Annotated in this window: 21 protein-coding genes, 2 tRNA genes and 1 pseudogene; 10 read left to right on the top strand and 14 right to left on the bottom strand. The window is 41.2% G+C overall.

Annotation, left to right across the window (positions count from 1 at the left end; translation table 11 throughout):
• Positions 1-115: 115 nt before the first annotated feature.
• The 12 genes from rplL to ACYVRA_RS16655 all read right to left on the bottom strand — a co-directional run bounded on the left by rplL (position 116) and on the right by ACYVRA_RS16655 (position 6,912).
• Complete coding sequence (gene rplL, locus ACYVRA_RS16710; protein WP_461253868.1) at positions 116-502, bottom strand: 50S ribosomal protein L7/L12; 387 nt, start codon at positions 500-502, stop codon at positions 116-118.
• Between the two features lie 150 nt (positions 503-652).
• On the bottom strand, positions 653-1,192 hold the full coding sequence (gene rplJ / locus ACYVRA_RS16705; protein WP_461253867.1) for a 50S ribosomal protein L10: 540 nt from the start codon (positions 1,190-1,192) through the stop codon (positions 653-655).
• Positions 1,193-1,201: 9 nt separating this feature from the next.
• Entirely contained in the window at positions 1,202-1,882 is a 681-nt protein-coding gene (gene rplA, locus ACYVRA_RS16700; RefSeq protein WP_461253866.1) for a 50S ribosomal protein L1, read from the bottom strand.
• Positions 1,879-2,310, bottom strand: coding sequence for a 50S ribosomal protein L11 (rplK, locus tag ACYVRA_RS16695; RefSeq protein ID WP_461253865.1), 432 nt, complete (start codon positions 2,308-2,310; stop codon positions 1,879-1,881). The genes rplA and rplK overlap by 4 nt, the downstream gene beginning before the upstream one ends.
• Positions 2,311-2,443: 133 nt before the next feature.
• A complete protein-coding gene (nusG, locus tag ACYVRA_RS16690; protein WP_461253864.1) occupies positions 2,444-3,007 on the bottom strand; it encodes a transcription termination/antitermination protein NusG in 564 nt (187 codons plus the stop codon).
• Between the two features lie 17 nt (positions 3,008-3,024).
• The gene (gene secE / locus ACYVRA_RS16685) at positions 3,025-3,204 is read right to left on the bottom strand and encodes a preprotein translocase subunit SecE (RefSeq protein ID WP_461253863.1); all 180 of its coding nucleotides are present in this window, start codon (positions 3,202-3,204) and stop codon (positions 3,025-3,027) included.
• Positions 3,205-3,213: 9 nt separating this feature from the next.
• Positions 3,214-3,357 (bottom strand): hypothetical protein, encoded by a 144-nt coding sequence (locus ACYVRA_RS16680; RefSeq protein WP_461253862.1) that lies wholly within the window; start codon positions 3,355-3,357, stop codon positions 3,214-3,216.
• 34 nt (positions 3,358-3,391) lie between these two features.
• Positions 3,392-3,464 (bottom strand) — tRNA-Trp (locus ACYVRA_RS16675).
• Positions 3,465-3,466: 2 nt separating this feature from the next.
• Positions 3,467-3,640 (bottom strand): 50S ribosomal protein L33, encoded by a 174-nt coding sequence (rpmG, locus tag ACYVRA_RS16670; protein WP_461253861.1) that lies wholly within the window; start codon positions 3,638-3,640, stop codon positions 3,467-3,469.
• A gap of 55 nt (positions 3,641-3,695) precedes the next feature.
• A tRNA-Thr gene (locus ACYVRA_RS16665) sits at positions 3,696-3,768 on the bottom strand.
• Between the two features lie 260 nt (positions 3,769-4,028).
• Complete coding sequence (locus ACYVRA_RS16660) at positions 4,029-5,780, bottom strand: hypothetical protein (RefSeq protein ID WP_461253860.1); 1,752 nt, start codon at positions 5,778-5,780, stop codon at positions 4,029-4,031.
• Positions 5,761-6,912: an ATP-binding protein gene (locus tag ACYVRA_RS16655; RefSeq protein ID WP_461253859.1), complete on the bottom strand. Its 1,152-nt coding sequence runs from the start codon at positions 6,910-6,912 to the stop codon at positions 5,761-5,763. Before ACYVRA_RS16655 ends, ACYVRA_RS16660 begins: the two co-directional genes overlap by 20 nt.
• A 141-nt stretch (positions 6,913-7,053) precedes the next feature.
• Between ACYVRA_RS16655 and ACYVRA_RS16650 the strand changes: the two genes are divergently transcribed.
• Entirely contained in the window at positions 7,054-9,423 is a 2,370-nt protein-coding gene (locus ACYVRA_RS16650; RefSeq protein WP_461253858.1) for a peptidase U32 family protein, read from the top strand.
• A 185-nt stretch (positions 9,424-9,608) separates the two neighbouring features.
• Here the strand turns inward: ACYVRA_RS16650 and ACYVRA_RS16645 are convergent, their stop codons facing one another.
• Positions 9,609-10,931, bottom strand: a complete 1,323-nt coding sequence (locus tag ACYVRA_RS16645; protein ID WP_461253857.1) for a tetratricopeptide repeat protein — start codon at positions 10,929-10,931, stop codon at positions 9,609-9,611.
• Between the two features lie 202 nt (positions 10,932-11,133).
• A complete protein-coding gene (locus ACYVRA_RS16640) occupies positions 11,134-11,577 on the bottom strand; it encodes a single-stranded DNA-binding protein (protein ID WP_461253856.1) in 444 nt (147 codons plus the stop codon).
• A 321-nt stretch (positions 11,578-11,898) separates the two neighbouring features.
• Here ACYVRA_RS16640 and fliM point away from each other — a divergent pair.
• The 9 genes and pseudogenes from fliM to ACYVRA_RS16595 form a co-directional block, all read left to right on the top strand.
• Positions 11,899-12,855, top strand: a pseudogene (gene fliM / locus ACYVRA_RS16635) (flagellar motor switch protein FliM); the annotation flags it as partial.
• Positions 12,856-12,924: 69 nt separating this feature from the next.
• Positions 12,925-13,266, top strand: coding sequence for a flagellar motor switch protein FliN (fliN, locus tag ACYVRA_RS16630; RefSeq protein WP_461253905.1), 342 nt, complete (start codon positions 12,925-12,927; stop codon positions 13,264-13,266).
• Positions 13,263-13,892, top strand: coding sequence for a hypothetical protein (locus tag ACYVRA_RS16625; RefSeq protein ID WP_461253855.1), 630 nt, complete (start codon positions 13,263-13,265; stop codon positions 13,890-13,892). Before fliN ends, ACYVRA_RS16625 begins: the two co-directional genes overlap by 4 nt.
• A gap of 121 nt (positions 13,893-14,013) precedes the next feature.
• Complete coding sequence (locus ACYVRA_RS16620) at positions 14,014-15,033, top strand: alpha/beta hydrolase family protein (protein ID WP_461253854.1); 1,020 nt, start codon at positions 14,014-14,016, stop codon at positions 15,031-15,033.
• Positions 15,034-15,058: 25 nt separating this feature from the next.
• Positions 15,059-15,274: a YgjV family protein gene (locus tag ACYVRA_RS16615; protein WP_461253853.1), complete on the top strand. Its 216-nt coding sequence runs from the start codon at positions 15,059-15,061 to the stop codon at positions 15,272-15,274.
• 1 nt (position 15,275) lies between these two features.
• Positions 15,276-18,308, top strand: coding sequence for a hypothetical protein (locus ACYVRA_RS16610; protein ID WP_461253852.1), 3,033 nt, complete (start codon positions 15,276-15,278; stop codon positions 18,306-18,308).
• A gap of 73 nt (positions 18,309-18,381) precedes the next feature.
• Positions 18,382-19,686 carry a sensor histidine kinase gene (locus ACYVRA_RS16605; RefSeq protein ID WP_461253851.1) on the top strand — a complete coding sequence of 435 codons (1,305 nt, stop codon included), beginning with the start codon at positions 18,382-18,384 and terminating at the stop codon, positions 19,684-19,686.
• 2 nt (positions 19,687-19,688) lie between these two features.
• Positions 19,689-20,267, top strand: a complete 579-nt coding sequence (locus ACYVRA_RS16600; protein WP_461253850.1) for a response regulator — start codon at positions 19,689-19,691, stop codon at positions 20,265-20,267.
• A 51-nt stretch (positions 20,268-20,318) separates the two neighbouring features.
• Positions 20,319-20,858, top strand: coding sequence for an ORF6N domain-containing protein (locus tag ACYVRA_RS16595; protein WP_461253849.1), 540 nt, complete (start codon positions 20,319-20,321; stop codon positions 20,856-20,858).
• Positions 20,859-21,011 lie beyond the last annotated feature (153 nt).

Raw genomic sequence — 21,011 nt, 5'->3', positions numbered from 1 at the left:
CCTGTTTAACTATACACTATTTTTAGCTATTTATACAATAAATAAACCACAGGCGTACAAAGGAATTTCCCTTAGTACGCCAATGTGGAATAAACTTAATGAGAAAACAAAACGCTTACTGAATCTCAACAGTACCGCCTGCAGCGGTGACGACATCCTTGATTTTGGCCGCTTCTTCCTTAGAAACGCCCTCTTTAAGAGGTTTTGGCGCACCTTCAACCAGATCTTTTGCCTCTTTAAGGCCAAGACCGGTAACTGCGCGGACTTCTTTAATAACGGCAATTTTCTTGGCATCGTCAAATGCTTTGAGAATAACATTAAACTCTGTTTTCTCTTCCGCCGCGGGAGCCGCCGCTCCACCGCCGGCTCCGGCGATCGCTACCGCAACAGGGGCGGCGGCGGAAACGCCGAACTTCTCTTCCATCATTTTTACCAGTTCTGAAACCTCCAGAACCGTCATGGACGCAATCGCTTCTAAAATTTCTTCTTTTGTGGCTGCCATATTATCTTCTCCTAAATGTGTGTTATACGCTTCATACGAAGCGCTTGCCCGCCCAACCTACGGTCTTGCAGGCATTTATCTAAACCGACAGGAACGGCAGCTAGAACTAAAAAGTTCACCGAAGCCTGACGGTTGAATACTACTTTGCGCTTATGCGCCTGCCTTCTGATCAGCCACAGCCTTAACTGTACGCACCAATCTTGACGGCACGTCGTTGAGCGCGGCGGCAAGGCTGCGCGCGGGGCCGTTCATTACCGACATAAGCATAGAAATAAGTTCCAACCTGCCGGGCAATTTTGAGAAAGCCTCTGTTTGGGCAGTGTCGTATACGGTATTGCTTATCAACGCGCCTTTTACGCGCAAGGCGGGAACTTCTTTTAAAAAGTCAAAAAGTATCTTGGCTACTTCGTTGGAATCCTTGGGAGTAATTGCGACTGCCGTAGGGCCAACAAGGTATTTAGACACGTCCTGATCCGACAACTGTTTAAACGCGATCTGGGCAAAGTTGTTTTTAATAACTTTATATTTAACGTCCTTCGCGCGAAGTTGTTTCCTTAAATTGGTGATTTGCTCCACCGTAAGACCTCGGTACTCGGTAAAGATAAAATCTTTAGCGACGCTCAAGGATTCTTTAAGCTCGCCAATAGCCTTAGTCTTGCTTTCCTGTATTTTCTTTGCGATTATTGCCATTTTATCCTCCTATTCCTGATCCTTCATGGCGACCCACACGCCGGGCCCCATAGTAGACGCAACCGAAACCGATTGAATAAACTCGCCCTTCACGTCAATGGGGCGTTTGCGTTTAACTTCAGTCATTACAGTCGTAATATTTTCTGCGACTTGCGACGGTTCCATTGAAATTTTGCCGACGGCAAGATGAAGAACGCCAGTCTTGTCAGCCCTGAATTCCACGCGGCCTTTTCTAAGTTCAGCTAACGTGCCTTTAAGGTCAAAGGTTACAGTCCCCGTTTTTGGGTTTGGCATAAGACCCTTGCGCCCTAAAACCATACCGAGCTTGCCGACATCTTTCATCATATCGGGGGTAGCGACGGCTACGTCAAAATCAGTCCATCCGCCCTTTACCTTTTCGATTAAATCATCTGCGCCGACAAATGTCGCGCCCGCTTCCTGGGCTTCTTTTTCTTTTTCGGGCTTGCAGAAAACAAGCACTTTTTTCTCGCCCCTAAACTGGTGCGGAAGAACCACCGTATCACGCACGGTTTGGCTCTTTTTAAGGTTGAGTTTTACGGACAGATCCACAGTTTCGTCAAACTTCGCATAAGCCATTGATTTAACAAGGGTTAACGCTTCAGTAAGCTCGTAAGTGTTTGCCGGGTTATATTTTTTGGCGCTTTCTTTGTATTTTTTTCCGTGCTTCATTTTTCCACCTCAACACCCATAGACCGCGCCGTCCCAGCGATGATCTTTACCGCCGCGTCAAGATCGTTAGCCGACAAGTCAGCCATCTTTGTCTTGCCAATTTCTTCAAGCTGCTTTCTGGAGATTTTGCCGACCTTAACCTTGTGGGATTCTTTTGATCCCTTATCAAGCCCGATTGCTTTTTTAATCAAGACCGAAGCGGGCGGAGTTTTGAGGATAAAAGTAAATGATTTATCCGCATAAACCGTGATGATAACGGGGATAATGAGTCCCGGTTCCATACCCTTTGTTTTGTCGTTAAACTGCTGGACAAACTGCGGGGCGCTGACCCCGTGCGGTCCCAACGCGGGTCCTACGGGCGGCGCGGGCGTAGCCTTTCCCGCCGGGCATTGCAGCTTAACATAAGCCGTAATTTTTTTCTTTGCCATTTTTACTCCTTCGTGGTGTATCCGGCGGCAAACCGGATTAACGCCTGACCACCTGACCACTTAAATCGGGATGTTACCATATTAAATTATGGTTTTAACCGATTTAAGTGGTCAGGTGGTCAGGCTTCCACTTTTAAACTTTTTCTACCTGTAAAAGATCGACTTCCACAGGCGCATTTCTGCCAAATATGCCAACCATCACTTTTAATTTATTCTTTTCCTGATTAACTTCCTCGATTGTGCCGACAAATGACTCAAACGGCCCGTCAATAATTTTAACCTGCTCTCCGGCGGTAAAAGTCTGCCTCGCGCGAACTGTTCTTTCTCCTTTAATTTCACCCGATTTTTGCAAAATAGCCCGCGCCTCATCGCCTGTTAAAGGCTGGGGCTTGCGATCCGAAGGGGTGCCTACAAATCCCGTAACGCCCTGAATTTTTTTAATCTTTGTGCATGGAGCTTTCCATCCCATATCCGCGTCGGGCAAATCCATTTCCACAAGAATATATCCGGGAAGGAATTTTCTTGTCTGGGTGCGTTTCTTGCCGTCCTTAACTTCGACAACTTCCTCAGACGGGACTTTCACGTCACGGACGACGTTCTTGTCCAACTCCCCGTTATCTGTCATCATGCGGATGGTTTTTTCTATTTTGTTCTCATATCCTGAATACGTATGCAGGACATACCAACCCGTAGCCATTATTTACCTTACTTTTCCTAGAATAACGTTCTAATGCCCAAGAGCAACAACATGTCAATCAGCCCTAAAATAGCGGCAATGATAACTGTAGAAATAACGACAACTTTTACCGAGCTGATTACATCGTCCCTGCCCGGCCAAACAACCTTTTTAAGTTCCGCATAGGACTCTTTAAAAAACTGAACTATCTTTTTCACAAATTCTCCTTATCCTATCAATTTATACTTATGGCGGTTTACGACGTCTGACCACTTATAAGTGGTCAGATGTAGGGCAGCCGCGCCGCCAGGCGGCAAAGGCTGACCGTAAACCGCTGCGATAAGCGACGTTTTAATGTCGCTTATCGTCAATGTATCTGCCGTTTCAATGGCAGATACATTGTTCCAGGCGCAGTAGGCTTCGAACCCACGACCTGCGGTTTTGGAGACCGCCGCTCTACCAACTGAGCTATACGCCTATTTATTTAATCTTTGTCTCCTTGTGAAGCGTATGTTTACGGTCGTGAGGACAGTATTTCTTGAATTCCAGTTTCTCCTGAATATTACGCCTGTTTTTGCTGGTTGTATAATTGCGCCTTTTACATTCACTGCACTGAAGGGCTATCAATTCCACCGCTGTCTTTTTGCTCGCCATAATAAAACCTCTCTATATTTTGGGAAAACCCCGTTTTCCAATTTTTTTTGACACCAGCCCTCAATCAGAATCGAACTGATGACCTCATCCTTACCATGGATGTGCTCTGCCAACTGAGCTATAAGGGCAACAGTCGCCCCCAAACAAAAGTCATGAAGAGACAACCTGCGCATTATATGCGGTTCAGATAGGATATAAAAAATGAAGAATTTAGTCAAGTAGAGTGAGAAAAATTTGTCAATTTTTTGAAAAATGTATTGTCAATGTTTTGTAGTATTTTAAGAGACGGAATATTAATAATGTACAATTTGAAGATTACTCACAAAGATCTCAAAGAGTACAAAGGGAAGAAGAGGGTATTGTTGTTTAAAAGCTATGCTATAGATTATCACAACATATATTTTTTCATCTTTTCAACAATTTCTTTTGCCGGACTGTTTATTTCTACCGCCCGATTGTTAAGGTAGGTTTCAGCGTCTTTTATACCGTCTTGTTGTTCTATTTCTAATGCTTGTATAGCGGTATAGTAAGGCGATAAAACAATATTGTAGCCTTTTTCTTCTAAAATAGAGATTAACCATGAACCGCAACCTAATTTATTTACAACGCCTCCAAATCTTATCCACCAATACATTCCTGCAATAGACGATATTTTATTTTCTTGCTCTAGAATTTCAAATGCCTGTAGTAAATATTCCCTGGCTAAACCGTTGTTCTTTTTATGTAATTCAAATAGCGTTTTATGTAAGGAGTATTTTGGATCTATTTCAATTGCTTTGTCAAAACAAACTAAAGCATCTTCATATTTATTTAATTCTAATAAGTATATTCCTTCCTGTTCAGAAGAATAAATATCTTGTTTTAATAAATCATCAGATTTTTTTTTCAAATCTTCTGTTCCGTAAAAACACTCCAAAAATTTTGACAAGCAGTATATTCTATCTTTATGCCTTCGCGAACTGTTTCTTATTAAGTAGTAAATATTAAAAAAGCGTTCGCTGATAAAATAAGCGTTTCCTTTGGCTTTATAAGCAGGAGTGGTTTCTATCCATCCGTCATCAATAAGGCGCTTAAGCTGCGGCGAAAGTTGGTTATTTTTCATTCGTGTCGCTATTGAAAGTTTATTGAGTGAAATTGCATCCCAATTCAACGCAATCGCATCTAATATAATTTGCTGCTGCGCCGGTAATTCTTCAAACCGCGCTTTATACAAAGGTGTAATTGCATCGGCTAATATTTCCAAATCGTCGTTTATATTACTGGAAAAACCTTTGGCAATTTGTTCAAACAACATTACCGCTAAACGCGGACTGCCGCCTGTTAATTTAAGCAAAGATTTTTGGCGAGAACTGTTTTTCTGAATAGAATCAATAATCTTTTTATCACTGTTTGTAACAGTTGCAAGATTAATTATTAACTTTGTAAATTCCTCATAATCTAATTTATAAAGTTGTTGAATTTGGAAAAAATCGAAAAAAGGCATACCATATATATTGACATTATCAGTAAGGGTAACGTCCCCGCTTACGACAATAGGCGCTCCGTTTGCGCTTAACAGTTTACGCAAAGCCCATTGTTCGGGATTGTTTTTATTGTTATTATCTAATCTGTTTAATATCAATCCTATATTGTCTATCAATAACACAGGCCTGCGGTGTAAATCGTAACAAATTTTCATTAAGTATTTATATGCTTCTTCTGAAATTATTTTAGGCGGTTTTCTTGACAGTTCCATTATAGTTTTATCGATATCCGCCACCATCTGAGCCGGATATTTTTCTGATTGTAAACTATCTGCCAAAGCGTCTAAAGTATTGAGCCAAAATTCAGCCAGATCTTTTACATTGTATTGTTCTTCACGGTAAAGTAAAGGAATAAATCGCTGTCGATATTGCTCTTTATGCAATTCTACTTCCATTTTTTTGAGCAGCATAGTTTTTCCCATCCCTCGCTGTCCTATTATAAGGTAATGCTGCGGTATGCTTTTTTCTTTTTCTTTATTTATTTTATTCAACAAAAATTCAAATTGTTTTTGCCGTTCCACAAATAATTTTTCAACGGTATCAGCATTTTGTAATTGAGGGTTGTATAACAATCCTGTTTGACTTAAATTTATAGTTTTATTTAATAAATCTGGCATACCAAAAATCCCTTAATAACGGAGAACGGAAAATATATTTGCAATTATGCTCTGTAAGATAGCCGTCATTTTTAAGCATTTCAAGTAATTTGGACAGCATATCTTCCATATTTTCTTTTTCGTCTTTATTAGCGGTAAGATTAAGTAATAAATCATCTCTGCTTCTGCCATTTGGGAATGCGCACAATTTTAAAATTTTCCTGGCATTTTCTTCAAATTCAAAGTATTCTTTTAAACGTTCATCCCAAGTATTAAAATGGTTTTCTGTTATCAAACGATTGTAAGCTTCGTCTATGGTGTTATTTGAAAGTTGTTTGCCGTCAACACAAACAAAAGAATTAATCTTTTCCACTAATATTTGAATAAAAAACGGTAAATACCATACCAACTTATCAAGAATATATTGTATGTGATCTTTTGAAAATTGCACATTTTTATCAACATTTAAACGTGAAATAAAAATCTTTGCCTCATCATCCGAAAATGCTCCGATAGGATAAAGATGCAAATCATTCAAATGCTTACTTAACTGGTGCATTGAAGCAAAATTTTCAATACCGACTGAACTGCAAAAAATCCAACTAATTTTTGTTGTTTGTCGAAAACTTCGCAGCCATTCTAAAAAAAATTCAACTTTTTCTCTGCCATCCTCCTGTGTTAGCAGATGGTTTAGGTAAATAGTTAATTCGTCTATAACGATTAATACTTTCTCCGTACTTTCAATTAATTGCTTTATTTTTCCGTATGTATCACTGCGCCAAACTTTGATATTAAATGAAATTTCACTTCCTGCAATTTTTAATTCTTCTATACTTTCAAATATTTTAAGAATAGCATTACCTGCTTTATTCCACCATGTTTCTGATCTTAGTTCTTCTTTGAAAAGTCTGACAAATTCATTTTCCGTAATTATTCCTTCTAAATCAAGATACAAGGTTTTCCACCCGTTCTTTTCCGCGTATTTGAGCATTTTTTTTGAAAATGATGTTTTTCCAACCCTGCGAGGAGCAGATAATAACAGCGATACGCCTTTTGAAATGTGGTATTCCCAAGCGTACTTTAATTCCTTTTCTCTCCCATAAAAATCAGAGCCTTCTACAGGAGGTCCCGCTTTAATTGTTATTTTTTTCATTTTTTACTCCTCTTTCTATATTCAATTAAAATATACAATATTGTATATATGCAAAATTGTATATATACAATAATAATACGTTCCTATAAAACTGTCAACATAGTTTATACATTTTTTTTAGAAAATTCGATAGAATAAGCCATGGAATTACTCGCTCCAGCAGGATCGCCTGAGGCGCTTGACGCGGCAATCGGCGAAGGCGCAGACGCCGTTTACCTCGGTTTGAAGGATTTTAACGCCCGTCTAAGAAGCGCCAATTTTACCTACGCGCAATTTGAAACCGCCCTGCGTTCCCTGCATAAGATGGGGAAAAAAGTCTATGTTACGGTAAACACTGTTTTTGAACAGCGCGAAGCGGACAGAATGTACCAGTTTTTAAAATATCTTGCCAATCAGGGGCCGGACGCGCTTATTGTTCAGGATTTCGGCGTTGTGGCAATGGCAAGAGCGGAGTTTCCTTCTCTGCGGCTCCACGCTTCCACACAGATGAATATCGCGTCGGCAAGAGGGGCAAACGCCCTTTCGCGGCATGGCGTTTCGCGCGTGGTTTTGGCGAGGGAACTCTCACTTGAAGAGATAAAAAGCGTTAAAAGCGAAACTAACCTTGAACTTGAAGTTTTTGTCCACGGAGCATTGTGTATCAGCGTTTCTGGGCTTTGCCTTTTTTCCAGTTTTTTGGGAGGGAAATCGGCTAACAGGGGGATGTGTACACAGGCGTGCCGCAGATTGTACCATAGAGCGGGCGCGGAAAGCGGAGGCGAAAACGGCTACTATTTCAGCCCCAACGATTTGCAGCTTTTGGAGAGCGTTCCGCTGTTAGCCGCCGCCGGAGTCAGCGCCCTGAAGATTGAAGGGCGAATGAAGAGCGCGTCCTATGTGGGAACGGTTGTTTCTGCTTACCGGCTTGTCTTGGATGCTTGCATCCAGGATGCTTGCGCTCATGGCACTATTGCTAATAGCGCTGTTATTAATGACGCTAGTGTTAATGACGTTAGCGCCTATGGCACAGAAGACGCTATTCAGCGAAGCATTGAGCGCGGACAGGAAATTTTGCGTAACGATTTTGCGCGGCCAAAGACACGGTATTTTTTTGAAGGACGAGCAAAAACCGCCGCGCAAGACGGTAAAATAGCGAATAACGGCGCTTCAGAAAATACAGAAACCAAAGGCATTAACTGGCTGAATCTCACGAAAGACGGTGAAATAACGAATAACAGCACTTCAGAAAATGACAATGGCATTGACTGGCTGAACCCAGCGCAGGACGGCGGCACGGGCATCAGTCTTGGTACAATTTTAAAAGTAAAGGGTACGGGCGACGAAAGACGCGCCCTTGTCTGCCCGCCGAGAGGGATTGCCGTTTCCGTGCGGGATTCGGTGCGGATACATCACAGCGATGACTCTGGCAGGGTTTCTCATAAATTGACATTCGCGCAGGAAGACGGCGGACATTCCGGTTACTGGATTTCCGCGCCTGAGGGAGATATTGGCGACCATGTCTACCTGATACAAATAAAAGAGATGGCAAAGCGTTATGCGCCAATAATTACTAAAGTATCCGGCGGAAAGGGGCCGGGCAGGGAAAAAGCGCCATTCCCGCAAATACAGGTACGCCAACTGAAAAATCGCGACAAACATTCAAAAAACGCCGAAACTTTTCCTGAAGGACTGTATATCGCAGTTTCCCGCCCCGAAGATTTTTACGTTGTGCAGTCTTCACGTCCGCAGAGAGTGATGCTTACCCTGTCAGCAAAAAACGCGAATTATTTGTTAGATGACAATAAGCCGCCCCTGCCATTCAAACCTGCTGAAATTATTTTAACGCTTGATCCGTGGTTTCCTCAGGAAATCGCGAGTTATGAAAATGAAAAAATGGCTGAAGAAATCAATCTGCTAACGGAAAAAGGTTATTATCAGTATGTATTGAATAATCCGGGGCATTTTTCTCTTTTCAGGGATTACGAAAATATTAAATTAATAGCCGGTCCGTGGCTTTATATGTTTAATTCATGGGCGCTTTCATTTGTTTCTTCCCTTGGCGCGGACGGTTTTGTTTCGCCATTGGAAAATAACAGACAAAATTTGGAGCGGGCATTGGGCATAGAAAGCCGTAACGGTGGGAAAAAAGAGGGCAAAAAACGGCAAAGCCGCGGCGCGTTACATTCAAAATTCTTTATTACGGTTTTTGCGTGGCCGCCGTTATTCAATATAAAAGCAAACCTAAGCCCTGTCCTTGATTTTGATTTATTTGCAGATAACATGGATGAAGAGTTTTTACTTGAAACAAGCCCCGAAGGCTCGCGCGTTTACCCAAAAAAATATTTCTCTATTATTGATAAAATTCCGTTTTTAAAAGAAGCCGGTTTTGGGCGTTTTATAATTGATTTATCAGGCCATGCATTAAAAAAATCAAACTACCGTGATTTGATCCGCTCAGTAAATGAAAACGCCCCCCTGCCAAATTCCAGCCGCTTTAACTGGAAAGACGGCTTTTTTGTTAGTAAACCTTAAATTTATTCGAAAGATCTCACACAAAGAGCACAAAGAAAGAGAAGAACACAAAGAAGAGGGAAGAGGGGGTTTTTGTCCGTTATCTTATCGTAAAGCTCACGCATAGCCTTCGGACAGAGACCCCAGATCCTCCTTTGTGATCTTTGTTCCTTCGTGATCTTTGTGAGAAATTCTTTCGTAAAATCTTAGATCTTCCATTTTTCGGTTGTGTCACTTTGCATAATTGTAACGCTTTTTTCAATGTCCAATACGCGCACTTGGAGACGGCGCATTGAGCCGGTTCCGTTTATGCCTATAACTACAATTGTGTTAGCGCCTACGGCATTGCCAATGCTAAGAAAATCATTGTCGCTTACATAGCCGGATATGTTGAATTTTTGTTCAGCTTCGATTAATTTGGCGTTTTGCCGGTCAACAACGCTAATTTTTCTGCTGATAAAGTCGGAAATTATATTGTCAGCAATCGCGACCGCCAGGGCGTCTTTAGTTGAGTCGTTATAAATCCATACTCTCGCGTTTTTGGGAAGAACTTTTTGTATTTCGCCGCTCGCGAAATCGGCAATTTTTTTTGTTTGATCCCGCGTGTCGCCGTAGTCGCTGGCAATAGTCGCCTGATCCCGTAAAATTCTATTCAGCCGCGCAAGCACATTCACCGCTTCTGGGCTTCCCGTCTCACTGTAAACCTGCCGCATAAAATCCGCGGCGGTTTGTACTTCACCTAACGATTCGTAAAGAATAGACACATTCTCCGCCGCGGCGATGTTTTTATACTGTTCATAAATCCCAAGATAAGCGTCAAGGGCGGACCTGTAATTTCCCGATTTTACCAGCGAAAGGGCATTTTTCATTTCCGCTATTAAAACTTTATCTTTTGATTTTTCCGTCACAAAAGTCCTGGTTTCATGCACATAATATGGTGCAATATCACGGGCAAGATACCTTAACTGCTCGTCAATAATTGACCTAAGAATAGCAGTTGAAAGGGGATACCTTTCTCTGCTTGTTTCGCTTCTGCTTCTTTTCTTGTAAATCGGCCCGATAATTCTGCTGTCCCTAGCCAGCACTAAATAATAATTAAACTCAATTTCAACATTAGTTATATAATCGGTATAATATATAATGTCGCCGTCTTTGTTTTTATACGAGCTGGTTTGGGCTTCATTTGATATATTAATCCGAGTTATCTGCCCGGCAAATTGAGCGTCTATATAACTCTCGACATTTTGATTATTTCTTTTTAAACGTTCAATATCCGAAGGGTTAATCAAAGTAAAATAATTTAGCTCTTGTATTCTGTTTGTCGCTACTGTAGTAGCATATTGGGCCATCTCCCTATAAGCGCCTGAATTGGCTTCAAATGGCATAATAGCCAAGCGCCTGATGCCGGCAGTATTCAAGTTTGGCGGCTTTTGCACGGCCAATTGAATTGAAGTCGCGCAACTTGTTATGAGAATAAAAACCAACGCCCCAAGCAGCGTAACGGTTTTAATAATATTTTTATGTAACATATCGCCCCCTCGAAGAAATTATGTTGTTGCCGTCTTTCTATAATAATATAACTAAAATTATTAATTTATCAAGAGCGGAACAGGGCGCATTGGAGATGTCCAAGAAGTAAGAATATAACCACAAATAAAAAGGCAGGGTTCGGCCAGTAAAGACATCCCCCTGCCCCATCCAAGCGTTTTATACGAAGGATGTTTTTAACGATTAGAATGCAACAGTTTCAAGCTCTCTTCCTGCCGCCGCTAAAACAGGTTCGCCGCTTTCTTCACCGTCATACTCATCGTCATAGGAAACGTTTGGCGTGGGGGTAGCTTCCTTTTTGAATTCGGGACGAAACTCCACATGTTCCGCAACGATGGTGATTTTTGAGTGCGATTTGCCTTCGGGGTCGCTCCAGCGGTTTTGTTTCAGACGGCCTACAACGCGCACTCCACGTCCTTTTTTGCCTTTTGAGTAGCAAGCCTCCGCAAGCTTGGCCCAGGTTTCAACGTCGAAGAAAGAAACTTCCTTCTCGAAACCTGAATCCTGCTTGTAATAACGATTTGACGCAAGACTCATCGTGCAAACTTGCGTCCCTTTGGGTGTGGATCGAAGCAGAGGGTCTCTCACCAGATTGCCTTCGATTAAGATAGAATTGAGGTTGTTCATATACATCCTCCTCTGTAAGATCCGGCAGCAGTCTACCGCCGGCTAAAATTTTTCATAAGAAAAATTTTAGATACTATATATGGCGTGCAGATGCGTGGCGCTTGACCGAAAATCAAAAAATTTTAAAGAATTTTCACATTTTTTTATTATGGCTATTCGTTTGAATAGTTAAAGAAAATGTAAAAATTGATAATAAATGGCATAATTTTCCATGTCTAATTCAATTATAAATCAGAATTATCCCCATAAAATATTCATTTTATAAAAATATTATTGAAGTAATAAAATAAACGTACTATAATTAAATATAAAAGGGGCAAAATGGCAATAGTACTTTCCCAGGATGAGGTTAACCAGCTTTTCGCCGCGATAAACGCCGTCGATACCAAGCCGGAGGACCTTAGACCGACTGCGGACAGCAGGAAAATAAAAATATATAATTTTAAACGCCCCGATAAATTTTCCAAGGAACAGATAAGGGCGATTTCGATCATACACGAAACCTTTGCCCGTTTGGCGACTAACAGTCTTTCCGCCCAATTACGGAGCGTGGTTAATATTCGCGTCACGTCGGTAGATCAACTTACCTATGAAGAATTTATCCGCAGCGTTCCGTGTCCTACTACTCTGGCGACTATAAATATGGAATCTCAACCGATTTTAAAAGACGAAGATTCTCCTGCCGATCCTATCAAGGGGCACGCGCTTATAGAAATTGATCCTGTTATATCATTCTCAATTATTGACAAGATTTGCGGCGGATTTGGGAATACAAAAACCCAACACGAACTAACCGATATTGAAACTTACATAATGGAAGGCGTTCTCGTGCGAATGTTAGGCAACATGAGTGAAGCGTGGAATCAGGTAATAGATTTCCGTCCCAGGCTGGGGCAGATCAATACCAATCCCCAGTTCGCCCAGATCGTTCAACCGGCGGAAATGATTGTTTTAGTAACAATGGAAGCCAAAATAGGCAATGTAACTGGCGTTATCAATATATGCATACCCAATATTACAATCGAACCGATTATTGAGAAATTATCAATTTGGCATAGAATTAATCAGAATAATATGCCGTTAAACCCGTTAACAAATTTTAATTTAAACAACAGGGAAGACGTTCCCGTCCGCCTGACCGCGGAAATATTATGCCGTGATTATCCTATCAAAGAAATTTGGAAATGGACCGTTAAAACGCTGATCATGCCGCTTCACCAGCTTGCCCCGGGATATTGTTATCTGAAATGCGGGGACAGGCGCGTATGGCAATGTCAAATATTACCGGATCGCAAGCGGTTCTCTAAAAGAATTACGATTGTCGATTATGTTGAAAACCCATTTGGAATGGAGGGAAATAATATGGAAATGGATAAAGTTAATTCGCTTATAACGGACGCTTTGTCAAACGCGACGATGAAGATTTCCGTGGAACTGGGAACCACAGTAAAAACAGTAAAGGAAGTCTTCTCTATGAATAAGGGGACAATTCTTGAGCTTGATAAACTTGCCGGTGAACCGGTAGACGTAAAAGCAAACGGAGTCCTCATCGCAACAGGGGAAATTGTCATTATTGACGAGAATTTCGGGGTAAGGATTATTGATATCAGCGATACCTCGAATGCCTTAGGAAAAAGCGAATCTAATACTCCAAAGACATCGAAGCCGGCAGTCAAGGAATCAAAATGATCTATATTGTTATTGGAATATCATTCATTCTTGTTTGGCTTGTAACGGTATTATTTATCGTCCGTTATCTTAAAACGCTCAAGAATGATCTGCTTAAAACGTTATCTGATACGGAAAAACCATCGGAAGGAAAAAGCGGATATATTCCAAATAAAGACGAGAGGACTAATTTTAAACCTTTTGATTTTGTCAAGCGAGTAGACCTTGAATATTTTTCGTGTTTTCTCCAACAGGAACATACGCAGGTTATCGCCCTTGTTCTGGCATATATGGAACCTGACAAGGCTTCGGTTGTTTTGCAAAATCTTCCTTACGTGATACAGGGCGAAGTGTCTCTGCGTATCGCTACAATGGATACCGTCAACCCCGAAGTAACGCGTGAAATTGGGAGAATTCTGGAGAAGAAACTTTTCTCCCTGTCCAGCGAAAATTATTTCGCGGCCGGAGGGATTGAAAGTATCGTTAAAATAATTAAAACGGCAAACCGCGATTCAAGGAATCATATACTCAAGGCCATTGAAGAAGAAGACGCGGATATTACCGTAGAGATAAAAAAGAGATTAAAAGAGTTGAAAAATCCCTACAAAAAATTTTGTAAGATATTTAAGGGAACATCTAAAAACTGAAGTTATTAATTGTTCCCTTATAAAGGAAATAGCGCGTTCTTTGGGCATAACATTAAAATCTTTTTAATATTTATTTGCCTTGATTATTGAAATAATAAAAGTTATAATACTAAAAGGTTAAATGAAAAAAATAATATTCGTATTTTATTTAATACTTGCCTCGAATGCCGGCGCTCAGAACAAAATTACGGATTTTTCCTTGAAAAGCCTTCAATCATATCCGTATAAAACAAGCCCTATTACAATACAAAAACTTAAGTTTAGTGACGCGCTTCAATACGCGTATAACGTAACTTATGCTTCTATGAATTTGACGGTAAGCGCGAGGTTGAGCATTCCAAACATAAAACAGGAGAATATCAAAGGGATAGTGATTATGCTTCGCGGCCATCAATATCCGGGAAACTATTACACGGGAAAAGGCACGGAGCATCCGGCAAAAAGTTATCTGCAAAGGGGCTGGGCCGTTATCGCGCCTGATTTTTTCGGTTACGGCTCTTCTTCACAAACTCCGGCACCCGAGTCTCTTCATCAATTTTATTGTACGATAAACGCGGTAGAGTTATATAAAAGCCTTGAATCAGCCGGAAATAAAACGTCAACGGGCGATAATTCACGCCCTGTAAATAATTTATTCATTTTTAATTCCTCTGTTCCCCAAGCGGACAGGATTACTCTTCCAGCTAATTTTAAAAAAATTGTAATGTGGAGCCACAGCAACGGGGGGCAAGTAGCGCTCCACTTTTTAACGATTATACAAAAACCTGTTACAACGGTACTTTGGGCGCCCGTCAGCCTGGGTTATCCCGACAGCGCGGCTCATTACGCGAGAAATCCTGAATTGGCGGAAAGTTTTAAAAGGGAATACCCCGCGAAAGATTTTTCGTATTTCACCTATCTTGATAGAATCGCGCCAAACACTCCCATACTGCTTGAGCAGGGAGATAAAGACAGAGGCGTTCCAAAATCGTGGAGTGACGCTTTATCGCAGGCGATAACGGAGGAAAATCTGCGCCGAGAGAAAGCGGGGATTGGGAAAATACTTTTGCGTTACGAAGTGTATAAAAACGCGGATCACAATTTAAACCCCTACTGGTCTACTGTTCTTCCCCGCGATGTCGCGTTTTGGGAACAGTATTAACGGTATTTATACTAAAGGAGACATTATGGTTGAATGGGTTGGTTACTTGGCGTCAATTTTAATCGCGATATCAATAACTATTAGCAATAATTTTTATTTTCGTATTCTTAATCTTGTAGGATCGGCTTGCTTTATGGTTTACGGATTATTTATCAAAAGTTGGCCTGTTGCGATAATCAACGCTTATGGCATTGGGATAAATATTTTTCATGTAATTAAAGGAAGAAAAAAAGAGAATTAATATGCCGCCTGCAAATGTTCCGGACAGCCATAACGATTACGCGGAATTGGAAATTGCCTATGACGGGCAGTCTGACGAAACTGCGGATGCCTCTTTTTCAAACGAAGAATTGCTCGGCAATCTAAAATCAAAGGCATTTCGCTCAAAAATAGAAAATTCAAAATCAAGTAAATCGGCTGTCAGGCCGTTTCTTGCCGCCGTCAACATCGATCTTAAACGCCGTAACCCTATAGGACTAATTAATTTACTAATAGTATGGCTGGAAAAAGGCAACAAATATTGGCTTAATCCGCTGGATAAAGAAAAAGGATTGGGAGCGCTGGAAGAAGTCTTATTCAAATATCAAGGAGACGCGCAGGTCTTATCACCTTTTATAACTCTCTTAATAAAAGTCGCCCAAAACGGAATTTCCCCGCGGGCGTTTATCGAATATGTCATCCTGCCAAGAATGTATCAGGACTATAACTGGAGAAAGTGGAATGAAAATCATTTGGAAGCTTTACAAATAATCGCGGATTTAATTAACACGATAAAAGACCGCCCTCCTTTTAATAAGGAGCATTTAGGATCGGGAAAAACGCGCCTTGCAAGGGATGTGGTATTGGTCAGATACATTGGAAGGCCGCTTGCGCGGTTTCAGCTAACGCAACTGCTCGACAGCGCGATGCTTGACAATTATATCGGCGCGTGGCAGAGAATCACGCTTCAAGACCCATTGTGCCTTTATTTTATGAGAAATAACGCGCTCCACTTTATTTATTATATGTCGGGAAAAATTGATTTAGTTCAATTAATCGCGATTATTGAACAACTGCCCGCGATTGAACGGGCATTTAATTCGGCTTTCCCCAACGGCATCGCCAAATTGAAAAATATCCAGTCAATGAATCTGTATGACTACGATATTGAAAATGCCCTGCAAATAAGAAGACAGAGGGGTTTTCATAGCCTGGACTTTACTGTGGAGATTAAAGCTTATTTAGATATTGTAAAATCTCTGCTTGAAAAACCAACCGGCGTGTATTTATGCGCTCATTATGCCGGCCTTTTAAAACGGTACAAGGACCCAGGAATAGCGGATATTATTTCCCGGCTGGTTCGCGTAATAAATGATCACGGCGGAATGCATATTTACAAATGGCATACAAAAAAACTTTTAGACAAACCCAAAAAAGATATGCAGGCCTATCTTGAATATATTGAAAGAAACCACGGCTGTGATCTTGAATATCCGCGAATAGACGTTATATTCCGCGACGAAGAACAAGTGCGTGAAAATTTCGCGTTTGAAAACCTCATGCGTGATTTGGGGCTGGAACATTATTTTACCGCAAAAGACAAAGTTTCATATAAACAGTTGCTAAACGCGTATGTTCAGGAACATCCTGACACTTCGGAATTAATTACAGGTTATCAACAACAGCTTCTTGCGGGGCTTGACCGCCAATGGAAAAGCGATTATGTTCAGCAGTTGGATTTGTTAAATATTCATGGCCTTTTATTGCGTTCTGTTATCAGAGGAATAGGGACAGGGTATAGCATACCGGGGAAATCATCCAGTTTTATCGAATTATTTACTAAATACGGCGATGTACATTCACAAATAAAAATTAATGTAAAAACTAATTTTATTATGCCGGTAAAACAAATAATACTAAGTTCTTCTGATCAGGATGAAATTGCAAGAAAGCAGATAAATCTTGTTCCGGTAGAAAAAGTTTGGGGCTCCCTTTCCAACACTGAACCGTTTAGCGCCGGTAATGTATTAACATATATAAATAAATGGTCTATTGAATTAAATGAGCCTTTGGAAAAAATCTTTAATGATAAAGTTTCTTCGGAAGAAAAACTTAAAGAAACAAACGAAGAAGAATTTATAAAGAAAATAAAAAAGGATATCGCGAAACAAGACAAGGCAATTGCCGCTCTTCAGGAGAAAAAACAAAATTTAACGGCTATTATGGAAGAGTTTGACATGTTGAATGAAGAACAGAAATTTATTCTCGCCCTTGTTCTCGCGGGAACGGCGGGCAAGTCAGACGATGAATTTTCAAGTCTTGCGACAGGGTTATTGTTACAGAGATACAAAGAATTGGACAGCATCACTTCACGGTTAAGTTATTTGCAGGACGACATCAGCGTCGATGTTTTGTCGTATCAGCAATTTATATATTTATTGAATCTTTTGGACACTTTATTTTTTAGTTTAAACGAAGACAAAAAAATTATCAGCCTGTTGGAAGACGATACTGTTTTGCAAGAGATACTTAGCCCCTATCTTATCACGAAAAAGAAACAGATAAGCCTTGACGCTCTGGACGCGGCGGCAAAAAAAATGACAGGTTACGCTTCCATGCAAGCGGAGCGCGCCAAGTGGCAGGACATTTTAGAAAAAATGGAACAAAAAGACGAGAAATATTTTCATGATATGGAAATATATACCTCCAAGACATTTATCGATTCTTATTACGGAGACATGGGCGGGATTTGTCTTTCAGGACAGCCCCAGCAAATATTAAAACCTGGATTTTTTGTTCAGCGGCTTTTGGATGTTACCGAAAAACAGATTATCGGAATGTCAATACTTTATTTATCAAGCGGCGGTTTTGGATCGCCTTTGGTTCAAGCGAAAAATTTCTGGCAGGCTTTCGCTTTTAACCCGTTGGCTTCCGTATTAAGCCACTATTCGGAAAAACAGCAACTGTACTTATACCTTCAATACAGAATGAATATGGAAAAAATAGCGTGGTCAACTAAACTGCCTGTCGTATTGTCGGGCGTTGACACACCCTGGGGATTAATTTCAAATAACGGTTATTTTGGCGATATGATCCGCAAATATGAATATTCAAAATCAACAGCCAAAAAAGTTTCTAACGCGAAAGGACTGTCCGTATATTATAAAGAAAGCGCTTTCGCGGTCGCGCTGGTAATAATCGATCCTCGAGGTTATGAAGACGCAGAGGATTTATCGCAAATACCGACTTTTCACGCCCACCGTGAATTGCGGGACGCGGATAATTTTAATTTTTAAAATGTTTTGTTCTCATTCCCCTTTTTTTCTTTCTTCTCTTTTCTTTTTTCTTTTGAAACGCTATACTTCCCTCATGCCAAACACCAAACCCCTGCGGCGTTTTTTCATCAATTTGTTCACTTCGGGAAGGTATAAAGACCAAAGCGAATTCGGCATATCTGATAACGTAATCCAATATGGACTTTTAAATTATATGCTCATAGGCGGGATAATCGGCATTGGAGCGTTAACAGCGGCTATTGGTTGGCAATGGGCATTTCTCAGCCGCCTGATTTGTTACTATTTCATATTCGTTTCATTTGTAATCACTTTACTTGCGCGGACAAAAATACGGATAAGCCTTTTATCGCTCATCTATATAATAGCCCTCAGCCTGTTCGTCATAATGCACATCTGGGACGGGAAAACCCACGGCGCAAACTTTATGTACGTCTTTTCAATCCCGCTTGCCTCGATATTACTATTGGGAATGTTACGCGGCATAATAATAACCGTGATAGTCGGAGTAATAATATCATTGCAGTTGTTTATACCCGGTCTTTCAAGATTTGACTATCATTCTGATTTTGCATTACGGGTAATTTTAGGCTATTTTATCGTTTCATCGCAGATGATAGTAATTGAATTGACAAGAAAAAACAAAGACCGAAAAATTGAAATCCAGAGAAAACAACTGGACGAACTTAACCGCGCAAAAAGGGAATTATTTGCCAACATGAGCCACGAAATGCGAACCCCGCTTACCGTCATGTCGGCATACGCGCAATTCGCCGTTGAGGAAATCAGGGAGAACGGGGCAAACGAACAAACCCTCGCCGACCTTGCCACAATATCGAGCGAAGCGAAACGCCTTGCGGAAATGGCGGACGGCACGCTTAAAATATTGCTATCCGAAGGACACGAAACCGAAACGCCCGCAGACGAACAAAAAATCGCGCCCGTAGACATAGGCGAATTATCCGCGCAAATCGCGCGGCTTTTTGAACCAGTCGCCAAACGGAACAGACGCGCGTTAACCGTGGCAATCGGGCAAAACATTCCCCGCATACTCGCGGACTCAGGCTTGTTGACGCAATTATTATGGAACATATTACAGAACGCGATAATCCATTCACAGTGCCAAAACATTCACCTAACGGTAAAGGCAAACGGTCTTGACGTAACAATAACGATAAAAGATGACGGTTGCGGCATAGAAGCGGACACACTGCCGCATATTTTTGAGCGCGGCACAGGCAGACACGGCGGAAGCGGCATAGGGCTTTCAATCTGCCGTGAAATAGCCCAAAAGCACGGCGGCAACATCGGCATACAAAGCGGACAGGGACAAGGCACAACCGTTACCGTCAACCTGCACGGAATTGACAGGGGGCATTAATTATGGAAGAAAAAGGAATCGTTTTACTTCTTGAAGACAACGAGAAAATACTGGACATAAACCGCAGAATGTTGGAAAAAGACGGGCTTGTGGTACTCACGGCGCAAACCATAGAACAGGCGCGGGAACGCATAAAAATCGCCGTCCCCGACGTAGCGGTACTTGACATAATGCTCCCCGACGGAAGCGGGCTTGATTTTCTTGAAGAACTGCGCGAAGTAAGCGACGCGCCCGTACTTTTTCTGACGGCAAAAGCGAAACGCACCGATGTACTGGCGGGATTAAAAGCCGGAGGAAACGATTATATCACCAAACCCTACGACATTGACGAATTCCGTATGCGCGTAACGAATTTCTTAAATCTTTCCGGCGGCGCGTTACCTGCGGCATCGCTCCTGACCGAAAAAGAACTCATAGTCGCCATGCTTGCAGCGCGGGGAATGATAAACAAGGAAATAGCCGATGAAGTCAACCTTTCCGAAAGCCGCGTAAAAACCTGCCTGTCGGGAATATACCGCAAACTCAACATAGCCGAAAAAGAAAACAAGCGCGAACTGCTAACCATTTTGCTGGCAAGCTAGGTATCACCGCTTATTCTTGCTTTTTTTACTTCATTCTGATAAAATAATTACATGGCAGAAAAATTGACGCAAATACAAAATCTGATTTATGAAATTCGCGGACAAAAAGTCATGCTCGACAGTGATCTTGCTGAATTATATGGAGTTGAATTAAAAGTAATGAATCAGTCTGTAAAACGCAATATTAAGCGTTTTCCATCCGATTTTATGTTCCAATTAACCGATGAAGAATGGAAAAATCAAAGGTCACAATTTGTGACCTTTAATAAAGACGCCAGAAAATACAAACCTTACGCTTTTACTGAACAAGGCGTTTCAATGTTGTCAAGTGTGATAAATTCTGAACGCGCAATTGAGGTAAACATCAACATTATGCGGGCATTCGTGAAATTACGCCATTATGTGCTTACCAAAAACGACACCGACACAAATGAACAAATCGCCGAACTGCGTAAACTGCTCATGGTATATATTGAAAATACAGACTATAAACTTTCAAAACATGACAAGGCAATAGAACAAATCATCATCGCCCTAAACAACCTTATTGAAAAACCGCCAAAAACCAGAACAATAGGCTTTAATACATAAAATTGACAGTTACCGCCATTTCAACCGTTAGCGCGCCGAGCTTCGCTCAAGTAGCGCGTAAAGAGCGAATAAAGATGGTATCACCACCTGCTCAAAAGTGATACCATAATGATACCTTGATGATACCATAAACTTATTGTTCCCCTCAAAAAA

This window comes from Treponema sp. R8-4-B8, from assembly GCF_054786175.1.
Note: the sequence above shows the minus strand (reverse complement) of the source record. Positions and strands in the feature narration are given on the sequence as shown.

Bases quoted from the DNA above. Each gene is read 5' to 3' on its own strand.
- rplK (WP_461253865.1), bottom strand. From the start codon at position 2,310: ATGGCAAAGAAAAAAATTACGGCTTATGTTAAGCTGCAATGCCCGGCG.
- ACYVRA_RS16660 (WP_461253860.1), bottom strand. From the start codon at position 5,780: ATGCCAGATTTATTAAATAAAACTATAAATTTAAGTCAAACAGGATTG.
- ACYVRA_RS16595 (WP_461253849.1), top strand. From the start codon at position 20,319: ATGGCAGAAAAATTGACGCAAATACAAAATCTGATTTATGAAATTCGC.
- ACYVRA_RS16605 (WP_461253851.1), top strand. From the start codon at position 18,382: ATGCCAAACACCAAACCCCTGCGGCGTTTTTTCATCAATTTGTTCACT.
- ACYVRA_RS16610 (WP_461253852.1), top strand. From the start codon at position 15,276: ATGCCGCCTGCAAATGTTCCGGACAGCCATAACGATTACGCGGAATTG.
- rplA (WP_461253866.1), bottom strand. From the start codon at position 1,882: ATGAAGCACGGAAAAAAATACAAAGAAAGCGCCAAAAAATATAACCCG.
- ACYVRA_RS16645 (WP_461253857.1), bottom strand. From the start codon at position 10,931: ATGTTACATAAAAATATTATTAAAACCGTTACGCTGCTTGGGGCGTTG.
- ACYVRA_RS16615 (WP_461253853.1), top strand. From the start codon at position 15,059: ATGGTTGAATGGGTTGGTTACTTGGCGTCAATTTTAATCGCGATATCA.
- ACYVRA_RS16640 (WP_461253856.1), bottom strand. From the start codon at position 11,577: ATGAACAACCTCAATTCTATCTTAATCGAAGGCAATCTGGTGAGAGAC.
- ACYVRA_RS16655 (WP_461253859.1), bottom strand. From the start codon at position 6,912: ATGAAAAAAATAACAATTAAAGCGGGACCTCCTGTAGAAGGCTCTGAT.
- ACYVRA_RS16625 (WP_461253855.1), top strand. From the start codon at position 13,263: ATGATCTATATTGTTATTGGAATATCATTCATTCTTGTTTGGCTTGTA.
- ACYVRA_RS16650 (WP_461253858.1), top strand. From the start codon at position 7,054: ATGGAATTACTCGCTCCAGCAGGATCGCCTGAGGCGCTTGACGCGGCA.
- ACYVRA_RS16600 (WP_461253850.1), top strand. From the start codon at position 19,689: ATGGAAGAAAAAGGAATCGTTTTACTTCTTGAAGACAACGAGAAAATA.
- nusG (WP_461253864.1), bottom strand. From the start codon at position 3,007: ATGGCTACGGGTTGGTATGTCCTGCATACGTATTCAGGATATGAGAAC.
- rplL (WP_461253868.1), bottom strand. From the start codon at position 502: ATGGCAGCCACAAAAGAAGAAATTTTAGAAGCGATTGCGTCCATGACG.
- fliN (WP_461253905.1), top strand. From the start codon at position 12,925: ATGGAGGGAAATAATATGGAAATGGATAAAGTTAATTCGCTTATAACG.
- rplJ (WP_461253867.1), bottom strand. From the start codon at position 1,192: ATGGCAATAATCGCAAAGAAAATACAGGAAAGCAAGACTAAGGCTATT.
- ACYVRA_RS16620 (WP_461253854.1), top strand. From the start codon at position 14,014: ATGAAAAAAATAATATTCGTATTTTATTTAATACTTGCCTCGAATGCC.
- rpmG (WP_461253861.1), bottom strand. From the start codon at position 3,640: ATGGCGAGCAAAAAGACAGCGGTGGAATTGATAGCCCTTCAGTGCAGT.